Raw genomic sequence first — 22,548 nt, 5'->3', positions numbered from 1 at the left:
AGCCCCGGGGTGGTGAGGGCATCAGGGTCTTGCGGCAGGTTCTCATATGTCCCTCATAAACCCAGATCGAAGAGGGTTCCGCCCCCAATAAACGCCTCCGCGGCCCCTCGTCAACACCTGGACACCTCCCCCGCCGTTGTTTATCGTCGTGTCGTCATGAACGGCGTGCAGTGGGTGCGCCGCGCGAAGCAAAAGGGGAAATGATGTCGCGCGTTCTTTCTACCGAGCAGGCCAAGTCGGCCATTCAGCAGATCCAGTCGATCGTGAACGGGGGGTTCACCGACCAGATCTCGCAGCTCGACGCCCAGGGTCGCATCTTGTCGGACCCGAACGTCTGGGACGGCCCCCTCGCCGCCCAGTTCCGCGGCTCCACCTGGCCCGAGACCAAGGCTGCGCTCGACAAGGCCAAGCAGGAGCTCGAAGAGCTGCGCACGCAGCTCAACTCGATCTCGCAGAACATCTTCTCGGCGGGTGGCGGCTCCTGAGTCTCCCCCTCCTCGACGCGAGACGCCTCGCGTGAGAACCGGCTCGCGCCCCCACGACACGGGTGGCCGCGAGCCGGTTCTTTGCATTGGGTCGCAGAGAATGGATGCCGTGAACCCGCCCGTCTTCATCATCCCGCTGTGGGCCGACCTCACCGCGGTCGCGTTGGGCGGAGTGCAGGGCGCCCTCTTCGCCTCAGGCTTCCAGGGCCAGCGACGACTCGACCTTCTGGGCGTCGCGATCATCGGCATCCTGCTCGGAATGGGCGGCGGTCTCATTCGAGACCTTCTTCTGGGTCTCACCCCCGCGACTCTGCAGAACAACTGGTATCTGATCACAGCGACCGTCGCGGCTCTTGTGGGGATGCTCCTGTCGGGGCTGTTTCAGAGACTGAACCGCGCGATCGTCATGCTCGACGCGGTCGTCATCGGTCTGTTCGGCGTGTTCGGCACGAGTAAAGCGCTCGCCCTGGGGTTGCCGGCCGTTCCTGCGGTGTTCGTCGGCGTGCTTGCGGCGGTCGGCGGCAGCGTCCTGCGCGATGTGCTCATGGGCCTGCCCGTCGCGATCATGCACGTCGGCTCGCTCTACGCGGTCGCCGCGGGTGGCGGATGCGCGGTGGTGGCGACGGCGGCCGCTTTCGGCGTGCCCCTCCCTGTCGCGGCCGTGGTCGGTCTGATCGTCACCACGGTCATCCGCGTGCTCGCCGTGATCTTCGATCTCTCGCTTCCCGAGCAGCGGAAGCTCTACCGCCGCAAGGTCGCGGTCGAGACCACCGGCATCCCGATCATCCGAACCGACGACGACACGCCTCGATAGAATCGCCGCCATGCACGGCTGCGCGATGATGCCACCGATCGCGGGACCGCCGTGGTGACGGCGCCCCTCGACGGGATCGTCGTGGCCGACTTCTCGCGCGTTCTGGCGGGTCCGCTCGCGACGATGACCCTCGCCGATCTCGGCGCCCGGGTGATCAAGGTCGAGCGTCCGAACAGTGGCGACGACACGCGCGCGTGGGGTCCGCCGTACGCGCCGTCGGGAATGACGACGTACTTCGAGTCGGTCAACCGCGGCAAGAGTTCTGTCGTGCTCGACCTGCGCGACCCGATCGACCACGCGCGTGCCGCCGAGCTCATCGCCCGCAGCGACGTCGTCATCGAGAACTTCCGCCCCGGCGAGTTCGCTCGCCTGGGGTTCGACGCGGAATCCCTGCGAGATCGGCATCCCGGGCTCATCATCGTCTCGATCAGCGGCTTCGGATCCGCCGCGGGGGCGGATCTGCCCGGATACGACTTCGTCGCGCAGGCCGTCGGGGGCCTCATGCACGTGACCGGCGAGCAGGACGGGGATGCCATGAAGGTCGGCGTCGCCCTCGTCGACGTCCTGACCGGGAAGGACGCCGTGATCGGCGTCCTCGCCGCGCTCCGTCGGCGGGAGGTGACGGGCCGCGGGTCGCTCGTCGAGGTCAACCTCCTGTCGAGTCTGCAGGGCGCGCTCGCGAACCAGGCTGCTGCGCACCTCGGCACCGGGGTCGAGCCGGGGCGCTTGGGTAATCGGCATCCCTCGATCGCCCCCTATGAAGCACTGCGGTGCGCCGACGCGCCGCTAGCGGTGGCCTGCGGCAACGATGCGCAGTTCGCGCGGCTGACCGAGGTCCTCGGGATCGACCGGCTCGCCGAGGACCCGCGCTTCGTCACCAACGCCGATCGGGTGCGCAACCGCGAAATCCTCGCGACGTTGCTCGAGGGCCGGCTGGCCGGGGAGTCGGCGGCGAGCTGGGCATCCCGGCTCAACGCGGTGGGCGTTGCGGCGGGCGTCGTCAACTCGATCGGCGAGGGGCTCACGCTGGCCGAAGAGCTCGGGCTGCATCCCGTCGTCGAGACCGTCGGTGCCGACGGTCGCGTCTCTCGTCAGGTGCGGCCGCCGATCACCTGGACGCCGCCCTACCGAAGCACCGCTACCGCTCCCCCGCGCCTGGGAGAGAACACCGCCGAGGTGCTCTCGTGGCTCGACGACACACCCGAGGAGTGCCCATGAACACCGTGCCCGATCTGCTCGACTTCGACGAGATGCTGTCCGCCGAGGAGCGTGAGACGCGGGATCGCGTGCGTGCGTTCGTCGCCGAGCACGTGCGGCCGTTCATCGCCGACTGGTACGACCGCGCGCACTTCCCCGTCGAGGTGATCCCCGGACTCGCGGGACTGGGCGTCTTCGGCATGCATCTGTCGGGGTACGGCTGCCCCGGTCGAACCGCCGTGGAATACGGACTCGCCGCGATGGAGCTCGAGGCGGGCGACTCCGGTCTCCGTACTCTCGTGTCGGTGCAGGGCTCGCTCGCGATGACGGCCATCCACCTCCACGGCAGCGAAGAGCAGAAGCAGGCCTGGCTCCCCCGCATGGCGCGCGGTGAGGCCATCGGATGCTTCGGACTGACCGAACCGGGCTCGGGGTCCGACCCCGCGAGCATGACGACGCGAGCACGCAGGGACGGTGACGCGTGGGTGCTCGACGGCGCGAAGAGGTGGATCGGACTGGCATCCATCGCCGACATCGCCGTGATCTGGGCGCGCACCGACGAGGGCGTCCGCGGTTTCCTCGTCCCGACCGACACTCCCGGCTTCGCCGCGACCCCGATCGCGCCGAAGATGTCGATGCGCGCATCGATCCAGTGCGACATCGCGCTCACGGACGTGCGGCTGCCCCTCGATGCCGAACTCCCCCTCGCCCGGGGGCTCGGTGCCGCGTTCGCGTGTTTGAACAATGCGCGCTACGGCATCGGCTGGGGCGTCGTCGGCGCTGCGCGCGACAGCTACGCCACCGCGCTCGCCTACGCGGGCGAGCGGCGGCAGTTCGGGCAGCCGATCGCGGCGTTCCAGCTGACGCAGCAGAAGCTCGTCGATATGGCGCTCGAGATCGAGAAGGCCCAGCTCGTCGCCCTCCGGCTGGGACGCTTGAAGGATGCCGGTCGTCTCCAGCCGCATCAGATCTCGGTCGCGAAGCTCGCGAACACCCGCGCCGCGATCGCGGTCGTCCGGGAGGCGCGGACGATCCTCGGCGGCAACGGCGTGACCGCGGAGTACTCGCCGATGCGGCACGCGGCCAACCTCGAGTCGGTGCGGACCTATGAGGGCACCGACGAGATCCACACGCTGGTGCTCGGGGCGCACCTGACGGGTATCCCGGCGTTCCGCGCGGCGGATCCGAGCTGAGTAAGCGCTCAGTCGCTCTCGTCGCGAACCTCGTCACCCTCGCGGATCACGCCGCCGCCCTCGGCGGGGAGGAGCAGGATGCCGAGCGTCGGGGCGTCCTGCTCGAACTCGGTCGTCAACACGCGGAGCAGTCGCGCGTCCCGAACGCCGGAGTCGGGGTTGGCGGTGATCGCGGCGCAGCGCTCGATCGGCTTCTGGACGTCGAAGACGACCTCGCCGATGCGGATGCGTCCCTGCCACCCCAGTTCCGCCCAGGCCGGCGCGCCCGAGACGACGATGTTGGATCGGAAACGGCGATCGTCGACGGGGGCCGACACCGCGGCATCCAGTTCTGCGACAGATGCCTCCCCGTGAAGGGAGATGTATCCCTGCGGGCGGTCCTGGAAACGCGCGGTCCGACCGTCGCCGATGAGCGCGAGCGGCAGAACGCCCTCGGCGTCGAGGAGCCGGGCATCCGAGGTCGAGCGCAGGTAGGTCGTGACGGCATCCACGAGCCGGGCGCGCCCCTGCGGGCTGAGGTCGCTCTCGATGTCGATGTCGTCGACCTGGAGGCGCAGCGTCTGCTGTCCGTCGTCGTAGGTGAGGGCGATGCGTGCGAGCGTGGGGAACGTCATGAGCGCGAGTCCGCGGCTCTTCGGGAACGTCGCGTCCTCCGGCTCGACGGCGTCGGCGAACCGGAACACGAGAGCACGGTCGCCCTGGACGCGTCCGTCGTCCTGGATTACCAGGTGGGGACGGCGTTCAGGGGTGAAGCCTTTGACGGGATAGCGGTACAGGGCGCTGACGTGAGGCACGGTCCCATCCTCGCACCCTGTACCGCTCCCGCTCAGGCGCGCGCGAGCACCTCGCCGTGCGGGAGGAGGATCCACCCGTCGGGGTGGGCGGCCCACTCGCGCCACGCGTCGGAGATGCGCTGGAGCTGAGCGTCGTCGGCGAGGCCGAGTCGGCGCGCGTGCTCGGCGAAGGCCGACGCGAGCACCCGGTCGGCCCACATCCCGCCCCACCACGCGCGCTTCTCCGGCGTGTCGAAGACCCAGACGCTCGCGCTCGCCTCGATGCGGGTGAACCCGGCTTCGCGAGCCCACGCCTTGAGCCGCCGGCCCGCGTCGGGCTCCCCCGACACTCCGCGGTGCACGCCGTGATAGATCTCGAGCCACTCATCCAGAGCGGGGATCAGCGGATGCCAGATCACCCCGCCGTAATCCACGTCACGCACGGCCACCAGGCCGTCGGGCCCGGCGACGCGACGGAACTCGCGCAGAGCGTCCACCGGGCGCTCGAGGTGCTGAAGCGTCTGGTGCGCGTGCACGATGTCGAAGGAGGCATCGGGGGCGTCGAGCGCGTACGCGTCGTCGACGCGGAACTCGACGTTCAAGCGCTCCCCGATCGCGGCGCGCGCGATCGCGACGACGTCGGGGGCGGCATCCACTCCGACCACCTGCCCCGGGAAGACCCGGTCGGCGAGGTCGACGGTGATGGTGCCGGGGCCGGCCCCCACATCCAGGATGCGAGCGCCGGCGAACAGCGAGGACACCAGGTAGGCCGCCGAATCGGCGACGGTCCGTACCGCGTGGGAACGCAGCACGCTCTCGTGGTGTCCGTGGGCGTAGGCCACGGCCGTGTCTCTCGCGCTCGGCGTCAGACGCCGGCCAGCTCGCCGCTGGTCTGACGCGTGCGGATCGCGCGATTCACGCCCGAGACGATCGCCTTGAGCGACGCCGTCGAGATGTCGTTGTCGATGCCGACGCCCCACAGGCGCTGGTCGTCGACCTGCAGCTCGATGTACGCCGCTGCCTGTGCGTCGCCGCCCGAGCTCAGCGCGTGCTCGACGTAGTCGTAGAGCGTGACGTCGAACCCCTGGGCGCGGACGATCTCGAGGAACGCCGCCACGGGACCGTTGCCCACGGCGGACGCCGGCTGAGCCGAATCGCCGTCGCGCAGCGTGACGTCGAGGTGCACGTCGCCGGACATGTCGCTCGACGAGCGCGTCGACAGCAGTTCGAAGCGGCCCCAGCGCTGGTCGTCATCCTTCGAGGGCAGGTACTCGTCGGTGAAGATGTCCCAGATCTGGTCGCTCGACACCTCGCCGCCCTCGGCGTCGGTGCGGGCCTGGACGACGCCCGAGAACTCGATCTGCAGCTTGCGCGGGAGGTCGATCGCGTGGTCGGCCTTCAGCAGGTACGCGACGCCACCCTTACCGGACTGCGAGTTCACACGGATGACGGCCTCGTACGAGCGGCCCAGGTCCTTCGGATCGATCGGCAGGTACGGCACGGCCCACTCGATCTCGTCGATGTGCTTGCCCTCGGCGGCCGCGCGGGCCTCCATCGCCTCGAACCCCTTCTTGATGGCATCCTGATGCGAACCGCTGAACGCGGTGAAGACGAGGTCGCCGGCCCACGGGCTGCGCTCGGGCACGGGCAGTTGGTTGCAGTACTCGACTGTGCGCTTGACCTGGTCGATGTCGCTGAAGTCGATCTGGGGGTCGATGCCCTGCGTCAGCAGGTTGACGCCCAGGGCGACCAGGTCGACATTGCCGGTGCGCTCACCGTTGCCGAACAGGCAGCCCTCGATGCGGTCGGCGCCGGCCATGTAACCCAGCTCCGCGGCGGCCACGGCGGTGCCGCGGTCGTTGTGCGGGTGCAGTGACAGGATGACGTTCTCACGGTGATTGAGGTTCCGCGACATCCACTCGATCGAGTCGGCGTAGACGTTGGGGGTCGCCATCTCGACGGTCGCGGGCAGGTTCAGGATGACCTTGCGCTCGGGAGTGGGCTGGAAGACCTCGAGCACCTCGTTGCAGATGCGCAGCGCGAACTCGAGTTCGGTGCCCGTGTAGCTCTCGGGCGAGTACTCGTAGTACACCTCGGTCTCGGGGATCGTCGCCTCGTACTTCTTGCACAGGCGCGCACCCTCGAGGGCGATGTCGATGATGCCCTGCTGGTCGGTGCGGAAGACCACCTCGCGCTGCAGCACGGACGTGGAGTTGTACAGGTGGACGATGGCCTGCTTCGCGCCGGCGATCGCTTCGTACGTGCGGGCGATCAGGTGCTCGCGCGCCTGCGTCAGCACCTGGATCGTGACGTCATCGGGGATGAGGTTCTCTTCGATCAGCTGTCGGACGAAGTCGAAGTCCGTCTGGCTCGCGCTCGGGAACCCCACCTCGATCTCCTTGTAGCCCATCTTCACGAGCAGGTCGAACATGACGCGCTTGCGCTCGGGGCTCATCGGGTCGATGAGGGCCTGGTTGCCGTCGCGCAGGTCGACCGCGCACCAGCGCGGCGCGAGCTCGATGCGCTTGCTCGGCCACGTGCGGTCGGGCAGGTCGACCGAGATCTGCTCGTGGAACGGACGGTACTTGTGCACCGGAGCGGACGTGGGCTTCTGGGTGTTATTCATGGTGTGTCGCTTCTCTTGTTCGTGGTTCCCGCCCGGGAAGGGCATCAGGAGGGGCCGACGACGAGCTCCGCGACGAGGATGGCCCTAGATCGAGGACTCGTCGCGGCAGCTAAGAAGAAGCAGACCACCGAAGCGCATTCTGCGATCGTACCAGCCCGGCGCGGGGCGGTTCACTCCCCCGTCGCCCATTCGCGCGACAGGATGCCGAAGTCGACCTCGTCGCTCCACCGCCCTTTGAACCACTCGTTCTCGACGAGGTGGGCCTCGCGTCGCATCCCCACCCGCTCCGCGAGGGCGAGAGAGCGGGCGTTGTCGGCGTCGACGCGGGCGACCAGACGGCGGAGCCCGTACACCGAGAACGCGGTGTCGATCAGCGCGCGGACCGCCTCGGTGGCGAGTCCCCGACCGGATGCCGCCGGGCTCACGACCCAGCCGATCTCGGCCGATCCGGCTTCGAGGTCGAGGTGGAAGATCACGAGATCGCCGATGACCGTAGCATCGGCGACGTGTTCGATCGCGAGGACGACCCCGCCGCGTTCGCCCTCGAGGCTGGTGCCCCCGAAGATGTGACCGATGCGTCCGCGGATGTCCTCCGCCGTCTGCGGCTCGAAGGGCAGGAAGCGGCACACGTCCGCGTCCCCGCGGTAGCGCACCATCGCCTCGAGATCGGCGTCGACGACCGGTCGCAACCGCACCCGCTCACGCACGACCTCGAGGCGCTCGGGCGCCGGGGGCAGGACGAACGGCGACCCGGTCACGGGATCAGCGCCACCTTGCCGCCCGGGTGACCCGTCATGACGAATCGGACGGCCTCGACGGCGTCGGCGAGCGGATACGTGCGTGCGAGGGGCACTTCCAGGGCACCGGATGCCGCGAGCTCCAGAACCCGCGCGCGAGCGATGTCGCGGAACCGGGCGCTCTCGGGCCGCGCTCCGGCGATCCAGAGGAAGCCGTCGCTCTTCGCTCGTTCGGGGTCGACGATCGTGACGATGCGATCGCGCTCGGCGACGAGCGCGAGAGAGACGTCGATCGCTTCGTCGGTGCCGACCGCGTCCCACGCGGCCGCGATGGGCGCTCCGCCTGCGGCGTCTTCCACGCGCTCGCGCAACCCGTCGCCGTACGCGACGGGGATGCCGCCGTACCGACGGACGCGCTCGGCCGAGTCTGCGGCATCCGGACCCACCGTGCCGATCACGCGCACGCCGAGATCGCGCGCCTGCTGGAGCAGACTCACGCCCACGGCGCCCGAGGCGGCGTGCAGCAGGACGGTGTCACCGGCCACGATCCGGGTCACCTGGATCATCTCGGCGGCGGTGGTTCCGGCGAGCAGCAGATTCGCCGCTTCGGGGTGCGACAGGTCGGCCGGCTTCGCGAACACGTCGCGCGCGGGCACGGTGATCTCGGTCGCATAGGCGCCTTGCACACGGAACGCGACGACCTCGTCTCCGACCGCGAGTTCCCCGGAGCCGCCGAGGGCGTCGGCGCCGATCGCGATGATCTCACCGGAGAGCTCGTATCCGATCGGCGCGGGGAACGTCGCCCCGGGTCGCGCCTGCGCGACGTGTTTGGCATCCGCGGGATTCACGCCGGCGGCGTGCACGCGAATCGTCACCTCGCCGGGGCCGGGCGGGGCCACGTCGACCTCGTCGAAGCTCCACGTGTCGATCGGTCCCGGAGCCGAAGCCGTCCACCTTCTCGCCATGATCGCGCCTTTCGTCGTGGATGTCGGCGGACTCAGAAACCGAGTCGGCCGAGCTGCTTCGCGTCGCGCTGCCACTCTTTCGCGACCCGCACGTGCAGCGACAGGTAGACGCGGCCGCCGACGAGCGGTTCGATGCCCGCCCGTGCCCGGGCGCCGACGTCGGCGAGACGCGTGCCCTTGCGGCCGATGATGATCGCCTTCTGGCTGTCGCGCTCGACGATGATGTTGGCCCACACGTCGGTGAGATCGCTGCCCTCACGCGGGGCGACGTCGTCGATGGTGACGGCGATGGAGTGGGGCAGCTCGTCGCGCACACCGTGCAGAGCCGCTTCGCGGATGATCTCGGCGATGCGGTCCTCGAGGGTCTCGTCCGTCGTGATGTCAGCGTCGTACAGGGCGGGTCCCTCGGGCATGAGGGCCAGCAGCTCGTCGCTCAGCACGTCGAGCTGATCGTTCGTCACGGCCGAGAGGGGGATCACCGCGGCCCAGTCCTCGCGGAGCGAATCCACCTCGACGAGACGCTCCGTGATCTGGTCGCGCGTCGCGGCGTCCGTCTTGGTCACCAGCGCGACCTTCTTCGCGCGCGGGTAGCCCGACAGCGACTCCGCGATGCGTCGATCGCCCGGGCCGACCTTCTCGGTTGCGGGTGCGCAGAACGCGATGACGTCGACGTCACCCAGCACCTGCTCGACGAGGTCGTTCAGACGCTGACCGAGGAGCGTCCGCGGACGATGGATGCCAGGGGTGTCGACGACCACGAGCTGGCCGCCCGGTCGGTTGACGATCCCGCGGATCGCCCGGCGGGTGGTCTGCGGCTTGTCGCTGGTGATGGCGACCTTCTCGCCGACGAGGGCGTTGGTCAGCGTCGACTTGCCGACGTTGGGTCGCCCCACGAAGGTCACGAAGCCGGATCGGGTGTCGCTCATCTGTCGTTCCTCTCGCGCGCGGTCTCCGCGTCGGTTTCGTCGTCCTCCGGCTCGGCGCGTTCCACGATGACCGTCGCGATGCCGCGGTTGCGGCCCCGCGAGGCTCCCCCGGTCATCACGAGACCAGAATGCTCGGCCGTGGCCCCGGGTTGCGGGATACGGCCCAGAGCCTTGCCCAGAAGGCCACCGATCGAGTCGACGTCTTCGTCGTCGAGCTCGAGGCCGAACAGGTCGCCGACCTCGTCGAGTCCGAGTCGCGCGTTGACCCGGTAGCGGCCGTCGTCGAGGGGGACGACCTCGGTCGACGGAGCGTCGTACTCGTCTGCGATCTCACCCACGAGCTCTTCGATGAGGTCTTCGAGGGTGACCAGGCCGGAGATCCCGCCGTATTCGTCGACCGCGAGACACACGTGGACGGCATCGCGCTTCATCTGCTGCAGCAGCGTCTCGGCCTTCATGGACTCGGGTACGAACACGGCCGGTCGAGCGATGCGCCGGATCGGAGCGTCACGCCAGCCGGCCTCGTCGCGGAAGCCGAACTGGACCAGGTCTTTGAGATAGAGCATGCCCACGACGTCGTCGGCCTCGTCGTCGGCGAGGGGAACGCGCGACACGCCTTTCTCGAGGAACAGCGCGAGGGCTTCGCGCGAGCTCGCCGCGGCATCCACGGTCACCATATCGGTGCGCGGCACCATCACCTCGCGCACGTAGCGGTCGGTGAAGTCGAACACCGAGTGGATCAGCTCGCGGTCGTCTTCTTCGATGAGCTCGTTCTCGGCGGCCTCGTCGATGATGCTGAGCAGCTGCTCCTCGGACGCGAACGAGGTCGACTGCGACAGGCCCGGCGTGACGCGGTTGCCGACCGACACCAGGCCGTGCGCGAGCGGACCCAGGATGATGCGCATGCCCCGGATGAGCGGCGCTCCCCCGGTCAGAAGACCGCGGGCGTGCTGGCGCCCGACCGAGCGGGGGCTCGCTCCGACCGCCACGAACGAGATCCCCGTCATCAGGACCGCGGCCGCCGCGACCGCCAGCCAGATGTTGTCGAACAGCAGCACGAAGGCCGCGGTCACCAGCACCGCCGCCGTGGTCTCGGCCAGGACGCGGATGAACCCCACCGCCGTGATGTGGGCGCTCGGATCGTCGGCGATGCGCTGCAGAGCGCGGGCGTTCCGGCCCGACGAGCCCAGTTCGAGCAGGTCGGTGCGCGAGGTCACTCCGAGCGCGGCCTCGGACGCCGCCATCAAGCCGCCGAAGGCGACGAGAAGCAGCGCCGCGACGAGAAGGAGGGCCTCGGTCATGCGCGGCGGCGGCGCTCGACGGCCTGGAAACCGCTGATGAGCTCCCGCTGCAGGCCGAACATCTCGCGCTCTTCGTCGGGCTCGGCGTGGTCGAAGCCGAGCAGGTGGAGCAGGCCGTGCGTGGTGAGCAGGATCAGCTCATCCTGGGTCGAGTGCTTGGCCGTCACGGCCTGCGCTTCGGCCACGGAGGGGCACAGCACGATGTCGCCGAGGAGTCCCGCGGGCGTCGGCGCGTCTTCGGATCCCGGGCGGAGCTCGTCCATCGGGAAGCTCAGGACGTCGGTGGGACCCGGCTCGTCCATCCACTGCACGTGGAGCGACTCCATCGCGCCCTCGTCGACGAGCACGATGGCGACGTCGGCGTCGGCGCTCACGTGGAGCTCCGCGAGGTTGTACTCCATCAGACGCAGCAGGACCTGCTCGTCGATCTCGTAGCCGGATTCGTTATTGATCTCGATCGTCATGAACGGTTTCGTCTCGGGAGGTGATCGCGGGGACCCGCGGCACGGGGGCCGCGTCGCTCCGCACGGTTGGCGAACTCGGTGGCTTCGTCGCGCTCGCGTCGAGCGACGAGGCGCTTCTCGTCGTACTCGCTGTACGCGTCGACGATGCGACCGACGAGCGTGTGACGAACGACGTCGTCGCTCGTCAGGTACGCGAAGTGGATGTCGTCGATGTTGCTCAGCACTCGCGTGACCAGGCGGAGACCCGACGCCCCCTGCGGGAGGTCGATCTGCGTGATGTCGCCCGTCACGACCATGCGTGTGCCGAACCCGAGACGCGTAAGGAACATCTTCATCTGCTCGGGCGTGGTGTTCTGGGCCTCGTCGAGCACGACGAACGAATCGTTCAGCGTCCGCCCGCGCATGTACGCCAGGGGCGCGACCTCGATGGTTCCCGTCGCCATGAGCTTGGGGACGATGTCGGGGTCCATCATCTCGTTGAGAGCGTCGTAGAGCGGCCGGAGGTACGGATCGATCTTGTCGGTCAGGGTGCCGGGCAGGAAGCCCAGACGCTCCCCCGCCTCGACGGCCGGGCGGGTGAGGATGATGCGGCTGACCTCTTTGCGCTGCAGCGCCTGCACGGCCTTCGCCATCGCGAGGTAGGTCTTGCCCGTCCCGGCGGGACCGATGCCGAACACGATGGTGTTCTCTTCGATCGCGTCGACGTAGGCCTTCTGCCCGGCGGTCTTCGGGCGGATGACCTTGCCGCGCGACGACAGGATCGCCTCGCCCATCACCTCGGACGGACGGGGACCGCCGTCGGAGCGCAGCATGCGGTTCGAACTCGACACGTCGGCCGGGTCGAGCCCCTGGCCGGAGCGCGTCATCGCGAGCAGCTCGTCGACGAGGCCGCGCGCCGCGCGCACGGCGCCCGGAGCCCCGGACAGCGTGACCTCGTTGCCGCGCACGTGCACGTCGACGTCGGGGTGCTCTTTCTCGACCACGCGCAGGAGACGATCCTGCGGGCCGAGGAGTTGCACCATGGCGACGCCATCGACCTCGATGCGGTCGACGACGTGTTCTTCGGGGGAATCAGCCACCCAGGCTCTTTTCGTTCAGGCCGCCCGCGAGGACGTGGGCGTGCACATGGAAGACGGTCTGACCGGCACCCTCGCCGGTGTTGAAGATGAGACGGAAATCTCCGTCGGCGTGCTCGGCGGCCACCGTGTTGGCCAGCCCGATGACTTCGCTCAGGAGGTCGGGGTCGCCCGCCGCGAGCTCGACCACGTTCCGGTATTCGGCGGTCTTCGGGATGACGAGCAGATGCACCGGCGCCTGCGGAGCGATATCGCGGATCGCGAAGACGTTCTCCGTCTCGGCCACGATCTCGGCCGGGATCTCGCCCTGCAGGATGCGCGTGAAAACGGAGGGTTCGCTCATGGCATCCAGTCTATCGACGGCCTCCGACACCGGGGCGGACCGATCCCACCTCCCCACGGCGCGCGACCGGCTTCCGGCGTTTGGGGCGCATTTCACCGTTTGGGGCGTGAACTACCGCGCCCCAAACGGAAGAACGCGCCCCAAACCAGGGACGCGCCCCGCTCACCAGCGACCGTGCGCCGCCGAGAGCACCGAGATCGCCGCGGCCCCCGCGGTGGAGGTGCGCAAGACCGTGTCGCCGAGCCGCACGAGCCGTGCGCCGGCGTCCGCGAGCGCCGAGAGCTCCTCGGGGGCAATCCCGCCCTCGGGGCCGACCACGAGCACGACGTCGCGACCGTCCGACGCCTCCGTCGCGGCGGCGGTGAGGCGAGCGGATGCCGACGGCTCGAGCACCAGCACCTGCGACGTCGCGGCGAGCCGGACGAGATCCGCTGTGCGCGCCACGCCCTCGACCTCGGGGATCCAGGCGCGATGCGCCTGCTTCGCGGCCTCACGCACAATGGTCCGCCAGCGGGCGAGGCCCTTTTCGGCCTTGGCATCCCAGCGCGACACGCTCCGAGAGGCCTGCCAGGGCACGATGGCGTCGACGCCGAGTTCGGTGGCCGCCTGGACCGCGAGCTCGTCGCGGTCGCCCTTGGCGAGCGCCTGGACGAGGACGAAGCGCGGACTCGGCGCGGGCACCTCGTCGCGGCCGGTGACCCGGACGTCGACCTGCTTCGGCGACGCCCCGGTCACGAGGCCCGAGAGCCACGTCCCCCGCCCATCCCCCAGCGTCACGGCTTCGTCGACGCGCACCCGACGCACCGCGGCCGCGTGGTGCGCCTCAGAGCCGGTGAGTTCGACGATGTCACCGAGCTGAGCGGATGCCGCCTCGTCGGTGACGAAATGCAGAGCCACGGTCAGTGCCGGAAACGATCGCGGAACTTCGCGAACATGCCCTGCTGGTGCTCGGCCAGGCGGGGCTTCGGGGCCCTCGTCCGCTTCGCGAACTCCTCGATGAGGGCGCGCTCCTTGTGATCGAGGCGCGTCGGGGTGACCACCTGCACGCCCACCTTGAGGTCGCCGCGCTGGCTTCCGCGCAGCGGGGTGATGCCGCGGTTCTTGATCGTCAGCACGTCGCCCGACTGGACGCCGGGACGCACTTCGAGGTCGACGGTCCCGTCGAGCGACTCGATCGTCGTGGTCGTGCCGAGGATGGCGTCCGGCATCGAGACCTCAAGCGTGGCGAGCAGGTCGTCACCCTCGCGGCTGAAGGCCTCGTGCGCCTCGACGGTGACCTCGATGTACAGGTCGCCGTTGGGGCCGCCGGCGGGACCCACCTCGCCCGAGCCCGGGAGCTGCAGACGCAGACCCGATTCGACGCCGGCGGGGATGTCGACGGAGACGGTGCGGCGCGCGCGAACGCGTCCCTGGCCCTGGCAGGTGTTGCACGGGTAGGGAATGGTCGTGCCGTGACCCTGGCAGACGTTGCAGGGCTGGCTGGTGACGACATTGCCGAGGAGGCTGCGGACCGTGCGCTGCACGTGGCCCGAGCCGTGGCAGATGTCGCACGTGACCTCGCTCGTGCCCGGAGCCGTGCACGCGCCCTGGCACGTCTCGCACAGCACGGCGGTGTCGACCTCGAGGTCGCGATGCACGCCGAACACGACATCGCCGAGGCTGAGGGTCACGCGCACGAGCGCGTCCTGACCGCGCTCACGCCGTGAACGGGGCCTCGGCCCGCGGCCCCCGCCGCCCTGAGCTCCGCCGAAGAAGGTCTCGAAGATGTCGCTGAAACCGCCGAAGCCGCCCGCTCCCCCGCCGCCGAAGGGGTTCTGGTCGCCGCCCATGTCGTAGCGACGGCGCTGCTCGGGGTCGCTGAGCACGTCGTAAGCGTGCGTGACGAGCTTGAAGCGCTCGGACGCGTCTTCTCCGGGGTTCACGTCGGGGTGCAGTTGGCGCGCCAGGCGTCGGTACGCCTTCTTGATGTCTTCGGGGCTGGCGTCGCGCTCGACGCCCAGGACCTCGTAGTGGTCAGCCACAGTCGCCTTCCTGCCCGCTTGCGCGGGATCGTTCTCGGTGGGGTGCTCGTCGCGGGGGGTTCGTCGCGCTCGTCGTCAGCGGGAACTGTCGTCGTCTTCGAGCATCCGGGTCAGATAGTGCGCGACGGCGCGGACCGCCGCGAGGTTGGAGGAGTAGTCCATGCGGGTGGGGCCGAGCAGACCCACCCGCGCGCCGCCGGCGGAGCCGTCGTACCGGCTCGCGAGGACGGACGCCTCGATGAGACCGAACGGCTCGTTCTCGCGGCCGATGCTGGCCGAGAGGCCCTTGTCGTCCGCGACCATCTCGCTCATGAGGCGCAGGAGCGTCACCTGCTCCTCGATGGCCTCGAGCAGCGGGTAGATGCTGCCACGGAAGTCCTGCTCGCGCTTGGCGAGGGTCGCCGCTCCCGCCATCACGAGGCGATCCTGGCGGAACTCCTCGAGCTCTTCGCCCACCACGCGCAGTACCGCGTCGGCGATCGCGTCGATGGCGACGCCCGGGCGCGGTCCGTCGGCGAGGGCGTCGGCCACTCGCTGGACGCTGTCGGCGACGCTCCGCCCGACCAGCACGGCACCCACCCGCGCGCGCAGCTGCACGATCTCGGGCTCGGCGGGTTCGGCCGGGACGAGCGCGATCCGCTGCGAGACGCGCCCGGTGTCGGTGACGAGGATGACGAGCACGCGCGGCCCGCCGAGCGCGACGAGCTCGACGTGAGTGACGTTCGCCCGCGCGAACGACGGGTACTGCACGATCGCGACCTGACCGGTCAACTGCGTCAGTGCGCGCACCGTCCGCGCGAGCAGGTCGTCGAGGTCGCCCGCCTGGTCGAGGAACGAGGTGATCGCGCTGCGCTGGGCACTCGAGAGCGGGCGCAGCTCGGCGAGGTGGTCGACGAAGACCCGATACCCCTTGTCCGTGGGGACGCGGCCCGAGGAGGTGTGCGGCGCGACGATGAGCTCTTCGTCTTCGAGCAGCGCCATGTCGTTGCGGATGGTCGCGGCCGACACCCCGAACGCGTGACGATCGACGATGGCCTTGCTGCCGACCGGCTCGCGTGTGTCGACGTAGTCCTGCACGATCGCGCGGAGCACCTGAAGGCCGCGTTCCGACACCATGAGCTGCTCCTCCCGTTTGGCACTCCGAAGTCGTGAGTGCCAATTCTACGGGATCGGCGCGCGTCGTCGCCGGGGGCTCGCGGATGCCGTGGACTCGGCCCGACTGCGGGCAGCGTCAGGCGGTGAGGGCCCGTACGACGGCATCCGCGAGGAGGCGCCCGCGCCGGGTGAGGACGATGCGCCCGCGCACGGCATCCGGACCCTCGACGAGACCGTCGGCGATGAGGGAGGCCACGGCCTTGCGGCCCTCGCCGTGCAGCTCCGACACCGCCAGACCCTCGCGGATCCGGCTGCGCAGCAGCACAGATTCGAGACGCCGAGCCGTTTCGTCGGGCCGCTCTCGCGCAGCGGCGGGCGACTCGTCGGCGGCCAGACGCTGCGCGTACGCGGCCGGGTGCTTGACGTTCCACCAGCGGAGTCCCGCGACGTGGCTGTGGGCACCGGGGCCGAAGCCCCACCAGTCGGTCCCCCGCCAGTACGCGAGATTGTGCCGCGAACGGTGGGCGACGCCCCGCGACCAGTTCGACACCTCGTACCAGTCGTACCCGGCGGCGGCGAGCACCTCGTCGGCGAGCTCGTACATGTCGGCCTGCAGGTCGTCATCCGGCATGGCGACCGCGCCCGAGCGGATCTGTCGCACGAGCTTCGTGCCGTCTTCGACGATGAGAGCGTAGGCCGAGATGTGGTCGGGCTCGAGGACCGAGGCCGCTTCGAGCGATGCGCGCCAATCGTCGAGAGACTCCCCCGGTGCGCCGTAGATGAGGTCGAGCGAGACATCGAGGCCGGCTCGGCGGGCGGACGCGACTGCGGTCGCGACATTCGCGGGGTCGTGCGTCCGGTCAAGAGCCGCCAGGACGTGCGGTCGAGCCGACTGCATTCCGACCGACACGCGGGTCACTCCGGCGGCCGCCAGCGTCTCCATCACGGCATCGTCGACCGTGTCGGGGTTGGCCTCCACGGTGATCTCGGCGCCGTCGGTGATGCCGAACTCAGTCCGTACCGCGTCGAGCATCCGCGCGAGGTCGCCGGGCGGCAGCAGGGTCGGCGTGCCTCCCCCGAAGAACACCGTGGATGCCATGCGGCGGGGGCCCGCGGCATCCATCACCCTGCCCGCCAGGCGCACCTCGGCCGCGAGTGTGTCGGCGAAGTCGTCTTGCCGCGCTCCGCGGAGCTCGCTCGCGGTGTAGGTGTTGAAGTCGCAGTATCCGCAGCGAACGCGGCAGAACGGCACGTGCAGGTAGACGCCGAAGTCCGTCGTCGGATCGATCGTCAGGTCGTCGGGCAATCGCCCATCGGCGGGAGCGGGGTCTCCGAGGGGAAGGGGTCCGCCCATCAGGACGTGTACAGCGGAGAGATCGCGCGCAGGTACTGCGTGAAGAGCGCCCGCCGACGGCGGCGGAGGCGGCTCGTGAACAGACGGTACGAGGGCACGGTCGGCCGGTCGAACGCGCGGACCACGAACCACACCTCGTCGTTGTCGCGCCACTCGACGATGAAAAGCTCCTCGCCGCTCACGTTCGAGTGCCCGACGGTGCCGAGGATGAAGCCGACGCGCCGGGGCTCTTCGAAGACCGAGATGACGCGCAGCTCGGCGTCGGCGCGGTGCCCGTCGACCTTGCCGTGCAGGCGTACTCCCGTACCGGGGCTGACGAACGGCGTGCCGTCGGCGGCGAAGCGCTGCTCGGGCTCGAGGCTGCTCGGAGCGATGGGTGCCCCGTCGGCGTCGAACCCCACGCCGGAGTATCCGCCTCCGGATGCCGGACGCACATCGCTGATGCTCAGATCGCCCGAACGCAGCGGAGCCCACGACAGCAGCAGTTCGCTGGCCGCGGCGAAGCGCTCCTCGCCGCTGCCGATCCGCCACGCGTCTTCGGCGGGGACCGAGTGCTCCGGCGGGTACTGCATCAGGTCGTGCGCCTGGGTGGCGCCGACGGCGGCGTAGTCGACCGTGTCATCGGTGAAGTTCTGCCGACGCATGATGCCTCCCGTTCTACTTCTTGGCCTCGACGTCTCCCGACAGGGCGGCGATGAACGCCTCCTGCGGCACCTCGACCCGGCCCACCATCTTCATGCGCTTCTTGCCCTCTTTCTGCTTTTCGAGGAGCTTGCGCTTTCGGGTGATGTCACCGCCGTAGCACTTGGCGAGGACGTCTTTACGGATGGCGCGGATCGTCTCGCGCGCGATGATGCGCGCGCCGATCGCGGCCTGGATGGGCACCTCGAACTGCTGGCGCGGGATGAGCTTGCGCAGGCGCTCGGCCATGAGAGTGCCGTACGCGTAGGCCTTCTCGCGGTGGACGATCGAGCTGAACGCGTCGACCTTCTCGCCCTGGAGCAGGATGTCGACCTTCACGAGGTCGGCGGTCTGCTGACCGGCCGGTTCGTAGTCGAGGCTCGCGTAGCCCTGCGTGCGGGACTTGAGGTGATCGAAGAAGTCGAACACGATCTCGCCGAGGGGCATGTGGTAGCGCAGCTCGACGCGGTCTTCGCTGAGGTACTCCATACCGAGCAGGGTTCCGCGGCGCGACTGGCAGAGCTCCATGACCGTGCCGACGTAGTCCTTCGGGAGCAGGATGCCGACCTTGACGATCGGCTCCGACACCGAGGCCACGCGACCGTCGGGGTACTCGCTGGGGTTCGTGACGGAGACCGTGTCGCCGGTGTCGGTGGTCACCTCGTACGTGACCGAGGGAGCCGTGGTGATGAGGTCGAGACCGAACTCGCGCGAGAGGCGCTCGGTGATGATCTCGAGGTGCAGCAGGCCGAGGAATCCGCAGCGGAACCCGAAGCCGAGGGCGACCGAGGTCTCGGGCTCGTACTGCAGCGAGGCGTCCGAGAGTTTCAGCTTGTCGAGCGCTTCGCGCAGCTCCGCGTAGTCACTGCCGTCGATCGGGTAGATGCCCGAGAACACCATGGGCTTCGGGTCGGTGTAGCCGGCCAGGGCTTCGGTCGCGGGCTTGCGCTGGTTGGTGATCGTGTCGCCGACCTTCGACTGGCGGACGTCCTTCACACCCGTGATGAGGTAGCCCACCTCGCCCACCCCGAGACCCTTGGTCGGGATCGGCTCGGGGCTCGAGACACCGATCTCGAGGAGTTCGTGTGTCGCCGTGGTCGACATCATCTGGATGCGCTCGCGCGGCGACAGGGCACCGTCGACCATGCGGACGTAGGTGACGACGCCGCGGTACGCGTCGTAGACGGAGTCGAAGATCATCGCGCGAGCGGGTGCGTCGGCCTTGCCGACCGGTGCCGGGATCTTCTCGACGATGAGGTCGAGGAGGTCCTCGACGCCCATGCCGGTCTTGCCGCTCACGCGCAGCACGTCTTCGGGCTTGCCGCCGATGAGTCCGGCCAGCTCGGCCGCGTACTTGTCGGGGTCGGCCGCCGGGAGATCGATCTTGTTCAGCACCGGGATGATCGTCAGATCGTTCTCGAGCGCGAGGTAGAGGTTGGCGAGCGTCTGGGCCTCGATGCCCTGCGCCGCGTCGACGAGCAGGATCGCGCCCTCGCACGCGGCGAGCGAGCGACTGACCTCGTAGGTGAAGTCGACGTGCCCGGGCGTGTCGATCATGTTCAGGGCGAACGTCTGCTCGGGTCCCTGAGCCTGTCGAAGGGCCCACGGCATCCGGACCGCTTGCGACTTGATCGTGATGCCGCGCTCGCGCTCGATGTCCATGCGGTCGAGATACTGCGCGCGCATGTCGCGGTCGGCGACGACGCCGGTGATCTGCAGCATGCGGTCGGCCAACGTCGACTTGCCGTGGTCGATGTGAGCGATGATGCAGAAGTTGCGGATCTGCTCCGGCGGGGTGGCAGACGGCTCGAGGGGCTTCAGGGCGCGCGGTGACATGTTCCGTCGATTCTACGGGGGCGCGCCGACGTCGCTGTCCGCGGTCGCTTTTACAGTGGATGCCATGACGGTCCAGGTCGTGCTCGTGCACGGCATCCGCACGTCGGCGACGATGTGGCGGGCGCAGGTCGAACACCTCGAGAATCGGGGGAATCCCGTGACGGCCGTCGACCTGCCGGGGCACGGCACCCGGCGCGGCGAAGAGTTCACGCTCGACGAGGCGTTCGCCACGATCGATCGGGCGGTTCAGGATGCCGCGACCCGCGGCCCCGTGCTGCTCGTCGGGCATTCGATGGGCGGGCTGCTCTCCATCGAGTACGTCGGGCGGGAGGACCCTCCCCCGGTTGCAGCGTTCATCGCGGCATCCTGCACCTCGATCCCCCGCGGTGTGGGGCTCGCGGCGTACCGCTTCCTCGCGCGACGGTTCGACAGCCTCCCGGACCGGGGTCTCGGTCTCACCAACCGGGTGCTCGATCGGACGCTGCCGCCCGAGACCCGGCCTGACTTCGGCGCGGGCGGGTACGCCTTCGACGCGCAGGACACGGCCCTGGCGTCTCTGTCGGTGCTCGACCTGTTGGCATCCGTCCGGCGGATCCAGGTTCCGCTGTGGTTCATCAACGGGCAGTGGGATCAGCTGCGCGTGAACGAGAAGCTGTTCGTCTCGCTCGCTCCGCACGCGGAGCTGATCGTCGTGCCGCGGACCACGCACCTCGTGACGGCGATGCGGCCGCGGGTGTTCAACGCGCTGCTGGAGGTGGCGCTCACCACGATCGAGGCGTCGACCTGATAAGCTTGGCCCTTGGCTTGCGTGTGGGGTTTTTCCCGACCTCCACGACCGCCGGTGCAGCGTCCCTCTACCGCTCGCCCGGCACTTCCAACACTCACTCAAACGAAAGACCGTCGACGTGGCGAACATCAAGTCGCAGATCAAGCGCAACAAGACCAACGAGAAGGCGCGCGAGCGCAACAAGGCCGTCAAGAGCGAGCTGAAGACGCACGTGCGTCGCACCCGTGAGGCCGTCCTGGCCGGTGACAAGGAAGCCGCCGAGAAGGCGCTCGCCACCGCGACCAAGAAGCTCGACAAGGCCGTGAGCAAGGGTGTCATCCACCAGAACCAGGCCGCGAACCGCAAGTCGGCCATCGCGAAGTCGGTCGCCGCTCTCTGAGCCGCCGTACCTCGACAGCCCGTCCCGCATCGCGCGGGGCGGGCTTCGTCGTTTTCGGGGGGGGGCGTTCGTGGCTGCGGCTTCGCGGCTGCGCGGCGGCCCGTGTTCTCCGGCGGCCTCCCGCGGCGGTGGCGTGGGCTTCGTGTGCTCCACGGAGGATCTGGGACCAGCGGAGGAGGTTGATCGCCGGGTGGTCCTCCGCTCGTCCCTGCCCCTCCCCTCGTCACTTCGGCGGCGTGCGCGTCATCGAGGCCGCGCGGCCTGGAGCGCTCCCGGAGGTGCGTGGGCTCGCGTGCCCGGCGGAGGATCTGGGACCAGCGGAGGGCGCCGATCGCACGGCGGTCCTCCGCTCGTCCCTGCCCCTCCGCTCGTCACTTCCGGGGCGTTCGCGAGAGCGCGCAGCTCGCTGGAGGCGGTGAGGGAACTCAGCTGCCGTACGGCGCGCGCGTGGCGATCACGGTGATCATGCGCTCGAGGGCGAAGACGGCGTCGCGGGAGGCGCCCTTGACCTCCGCGTCGGCGCGGGCTGTTGCGTGGATCGCGCGGCCGAGGCTCGAGGCGGTCCACCCGACGAGGTCGCGCCGAGCGCGGTCGACCTGCCAGTCCTTCATTCCGAGTCGCTGAGCGAGCTGCGAGGACGACTCGCGTGTGCCCGCCACGCGTGCCATGGTGCGGAGCTTCATGGCGACCGCGGCGACGAGGGGTACCGGGTCGGCTCCGGATGCCAGGGCGTGGCGCAGCGCGAGCAGCGCGGGGCCGTACTGCCCGGCGATCGCCGTGTCGGCGACGGTGAACGCGGAGGTCTCGACGCGACCGCCGTAGTACCGCTCGACCGTGCGCTCGTCGATGTCACCGGGCACGTCGGCGATGAGCTGTTGGCACGCGGCCGCGAGTTCGGTGAGATCGTCCGCGAAAGCGGACACGAGTGCCCGCAGAGCCACCGGCGCGATGCGCTTGTTCGCGGTCTTGAACTCGCCGACGGCGAAGTCGAAGCGGTCGGAGTCGCGTTTGATGGCCGGGCAGGCGATCTCGATACCGCCGCCCTGACCCGCGCGGATGGCGTCGAGCAGCTTCTTCCCTCGGACACTCGCACCGGTGTGCCGCAGCACGACCGTCGCGCCGTCCTGCGGCTGTGCCAGGTAGGAGATCGCCTCGCTCAGGAAGGTGTCGCTGCACTTCTCGACACCGCCGACGCGGACGAGACGAGGCTCGCCGAACAGTGAGGGCGAGGTGACGGCCAGCAGGGTGCCGGCGGCGTAGTCGTCGGCGCGCACGTCGGTGACTTCGAGCGTCGGGTCTTCGCTCTTGAGGAAATCGCGGATGCCGGCGGTCGCCCGCTCCGCGCACACCTCCTCGGGACCGGAGACGAGAACGACCGGCGCCGGCTGAGGCGTTCGCCACGACACCTGCGGGATGGCCGTTTTGGCCTTCGCCGGAGCGGAGCGTCGGGGAGCCGGGGTCACCCTCCCAGCCTACCGAGGGGGTCCGACATCTC

At 69.5% G+C, this 22,548-nt stretch carries 23 protein-coding genes; 6 read left to right on the top strand and 17 right to left on the bottom strand.

Annotated features, from left to right (window positions below; genetic code table 11):
* Positions 1-203 precede the first annotated feature (203 nt).
* From QE388_RS15450 to QE388_RS15435, 4 genes are all read left to right on the top strand, one after another.
* Positions 204-485: a pyrophosphorylase gene (locus QE388_RS15450; RefSeq protein WP_081317249.1), complete on the top strand. Its 282-nt coding sequence runs from the start codon at positions 204-206 to the stop codon at positions 483-485.
* Between the two features lie 109 nt (positions 486-594).
* Entirely contained in the window at positions 595-1,299 is a 705-nt protein-coding gene (locus QE388_RS15445) for a trimeric intracellular cation channel family protein (RefSeq protein ID WP_275796626.1), read from the top strand.
* 54 nt (positions 1,300-1,353) lie between these two features.
* A complete protein-coding gene (locus tag QE388_RS15440) occupies positions 1,354-2,517 on the top strand; it encodes a CaiB/BaiF CoA-transferase family protein (RefSeq protein ID WP_307386247.1) in 1,164 nt (387 codons plus the stop codon).
* Positions 2,514-3,689: an acyl-CoA dehydrogenase family protein gene (locus tag QE388_RS15435; RefSeq protein ID WP_307386245.1), complete on the top strand. Its 1,176-nt coding sequence runs from the start codon at positions 2,514-2,516 to the stop codon at positions 3,687-3,689. Before QE388_RS15440 ends, QE388_RS15435 begins: the two co-directional genes overlap by 4 nt.
* An 8-nt stretch (positions 3,690-3,697) precedes the next feature.
* Here QE388_RS15435 and QE388_RS15430 read toward each other — a convergent pair whose 3' ends face one another.
* The 16 genes from QE388_RS15430 to lepA all read right to left on the bottom strand — a co-directional run bounded on the left by QE388_RS15430 (position 3,698) and on the right by lepA (position 19,887).
* Positions 3,698-4,483 (bottom strand): MOSC domain-containing protein, encoded by a 786-nt coding sequence (locus tag QE388_RS15430; RefSeq protein WP_307386244.1) that lies wholly within the window; start codon positions 4,481-4,483, stop codon positions 3,698-3,700.
* A gap of 32 nt (positions 4,484-4,515) precedes the next feature.
* Positions 4,516-5,304 carry a methyltransferase domain-containing protein gene (locus QE388_RS15425; RefSeq protein WP_307386242.1) on the bottom strand — a complete coding sequence of 263 codons (789 nt, stop codon included), beginning with the start codon at positions 5,302-5,304 and terminating at the stop codon, positions 4,516-4,518.
* A 23-nt stretch (positions 5,305-5,327) separates the two neighbouring features.
* Positions 5,328-7,088, bottom strand: coding sequence for a 2-isopropylmalate synthase (gene leuA / locus QE388_RS15420; RefSeq protein WP_307386241.1), 1,761 nt, complete (start codon positions 7,086-7,088; stop codon positions 5,328-5,330).
* 170 nt (positions 7,089-7,258) lie between these two features.
* Positions 7,259-7,846 (bottom strand): GNAT family N-acetyltransferase, encoded by a 588-nt coding sequence (locus QE388_RS15415; RefSeq protein WP_307386239.1) that lies wholly within the window; start codon positions 7,844-7,846, stop codon positions 7,259-7,261.
* A complete protein-coding gene (locus QE388_RS15410) occupies positions 7,843-8,790 on the bottom strand; it encodes an NADP-dependent oxidoreductase (RefSeq protein WP_307386237.1) in 948 nt (315 codons plus the stop codon). Before QE388_RS15410 ends, QE388_RS15415 begins: the two co-directional genes overlap by 4 nt.
* 32 nt (positions 8,791-8,822) lie before the next feature.
* Positions 8,823-9,716, bottom strand: coding sequence for a GTPase Era (gene era, locus QE388_RS15405; RefSeq protein WP_307386235.1), 894 nt, complete (start codon positions 9,714-9,716; stop codon positions 8,823-8,825).
* The gene (locus tag QE388_RS15400) at positions 9,713-11,017 is read right to left on the bottom strand and encodes a hemolysin family protein (RefSeq protein ID WP_307386234.1); all 1,305 of its coding nucleotides are present in this window, start codon (positions 11,015-11,017) and stop codon (positions 9,713-9,715) included. The genes era and QE388_RS15400 overlap by 4 nt, the downstream gene beginning before the upstream one ends.
* Positions 11,014-11,481, bottom strand: a complete 468-nt coding sequence (ybeY, locus tag QE388_RS15395; protein WP_058595589.1) for an rRNA maturation RNase YbeY — start codon at positions 11,479-11,481, stop codon at positions 11,014-11,016. The genes QE388_RS15400 and ybeY overlap by 4 nt, the downstream gene beginning before the upstream one ends.
* A complete protein-coding gene (locus QE388_RS15390; protein ID WP_307387158.1) occupies positions 11,478-12,503 on the bottom strand; it encodes a PhoH family protein in 1,026 nt (341 codons plus the stop codon). The genes ybeY and QE388_RS15390 overlap by 4 nt, the downstream gene beginning before the upstream one ends.
* Before the next feature lie 49 nt (positions 12,504-12,552).
* Positions 12,553-12,900, bottom strand: a complete 348-nt coding sequence (locus QE388_RS15385; RefSeq protein ID WP_307386232.1) for an HIT domain-containing protein — start codon at positions 12,898-12,900, stop codon at positions 12,553-12,555.
* A gap of 162 nt (positions 12,901-13,062) precedes the next feature.
* On the bottom strand, positions 13,063-13,797 hold the full coding sequence (locus QE388_RS15380; RefSeq protein WP_307386230.1) for a 16S rRNA (uracil(1498)-N(3))-methyltransferase: 735 nt from the start codon (positions 13,795-13,797) through the stop codon (positions 13,063-13,065).
* A gap of 2 nt (positions 13,798-13,799) precedes the next feature.
* The gene (dnaJ, locus tag QE388_RS15375; RefSeq protein ID WP_275796598.1) at positions 13,800-14,921 is read right to left on the bottom strand and encodes a molecular chaperone DnaJ; all 1,122 of its coding nucleotides are present in this window, start codon (positions 14,919-14,921) and stop codon (positions 13,800-13,802) included.
* A 75-nt stretch (positions 14,922-14,996) separates the two neighbouring features.
* Positions 14,997-16,037 (bottom strand): heat-inducible transcriptional repressor HrcA, encoded by a 1,041-nt coding sequence (hrcA, locus tag QE388_RS15370; protein ID WP_275796596.1) that lies wholly within the window; start codon positions 16,035-16,037, stop codon positions 14,997-14,999.
* Between the two features lie 115 nt (positions 16,038-16,152).
* Positions 16,153-17,370, bottom strand: a complete 1,218-nt coding sequence (hemW, locus tag QE388_RS15365) for a radical SAM family heme chaperone HemW (RefSeq protein WP_307386227.1) — start codon at positions 17,368-17,370, stop codon at positions 16,153-16,155.
* On the bottom strand, positions 17,370-18,014 hold the full coding sequence (locus QE388_RS15360; RefSeq protein WP_307386224.1) for a DUF1990 family protein: 645 nt from the start codon (positions 18,012-18,014) through the stop codon (positions 17,370-17,372). Before QE388_RS15360 ends, hemW begins: the two co-directional genes overlap by 1 nt.
* A gap of 13 nt (positions 18,015-18,027) precedes the next feature.
* Complete coding sequence (lepA, locus tag QE388_RS15355; protein WP_307386222.1) at positions 18,028-19,887, bottom strand: translation elongation factor 4; 1,860 nt, start codon at positions 19,885-19,887, stop codon at positions 18,028-18,030.
* 64 nt (positions 19,888-19,951) lie between these two features.
* Between lepA and QE388_RS15350 the strand changes: the two genes are divergently transcribed.
* Both QE388_RS15350 and rpsT read left to right on the top strand, forming a co-directional pair.
* Positions 19,952-20,674, top strand: a complete 723-nt coding sequence (locus QE388_RS15350; protein WP_307386220.1) for an alpha/beta fold hydrolase — start codon at positions 19,952-19,954, stop codon at positions 20,672-20,674.
* Between the two features lie 118 nt (positions 20,675-20,792).
* Positions 20,793-21,053 carry a 30S ribosomal protein S20 gene (rpsT, locus tag QE388_RS15345; protein ID WP_307386218.1) on the top strand — a complete coding sequence of 87 codons (261 nt, stop codon included), beginning with the start codon at positions 20,793-20,795 and terminating at the stop codon, positions 21,051-21,053.
* A gap of 425 nt (positions 21,054-21,478) precedes the next feature.
* On the opposite strand, the gene holA is transcribed toward rpsT, so the two are convergent.
* Positions 21,479-22,516, bottom strand: a complete 1,038-nt coding sequence (gene holA, locus QE388_RS15340; protein ID WP_307386216.1) for a DNA polymerase III subunit delta — start codon at positions 22,514-22,516, stop codon at positions 21,479-21,481.
* Between the last annotated feature and the right edge of the window lie 32 nt (positions 22,517-22,548).

This window comes from Microbacterium sp. SORGH_AS_0969 (assembly GCF_030818255.1).
Taxonomy (GTDB): Bacteria; Actinomycetota; Actinomycetes; order Actinomycetales; family Microbacteriaceae; genus Microbacterium.
Note: the sequence above shows the minus strand (reverse complement) of the source record. Positions and strands in the feature narration are given on the sequence as shown.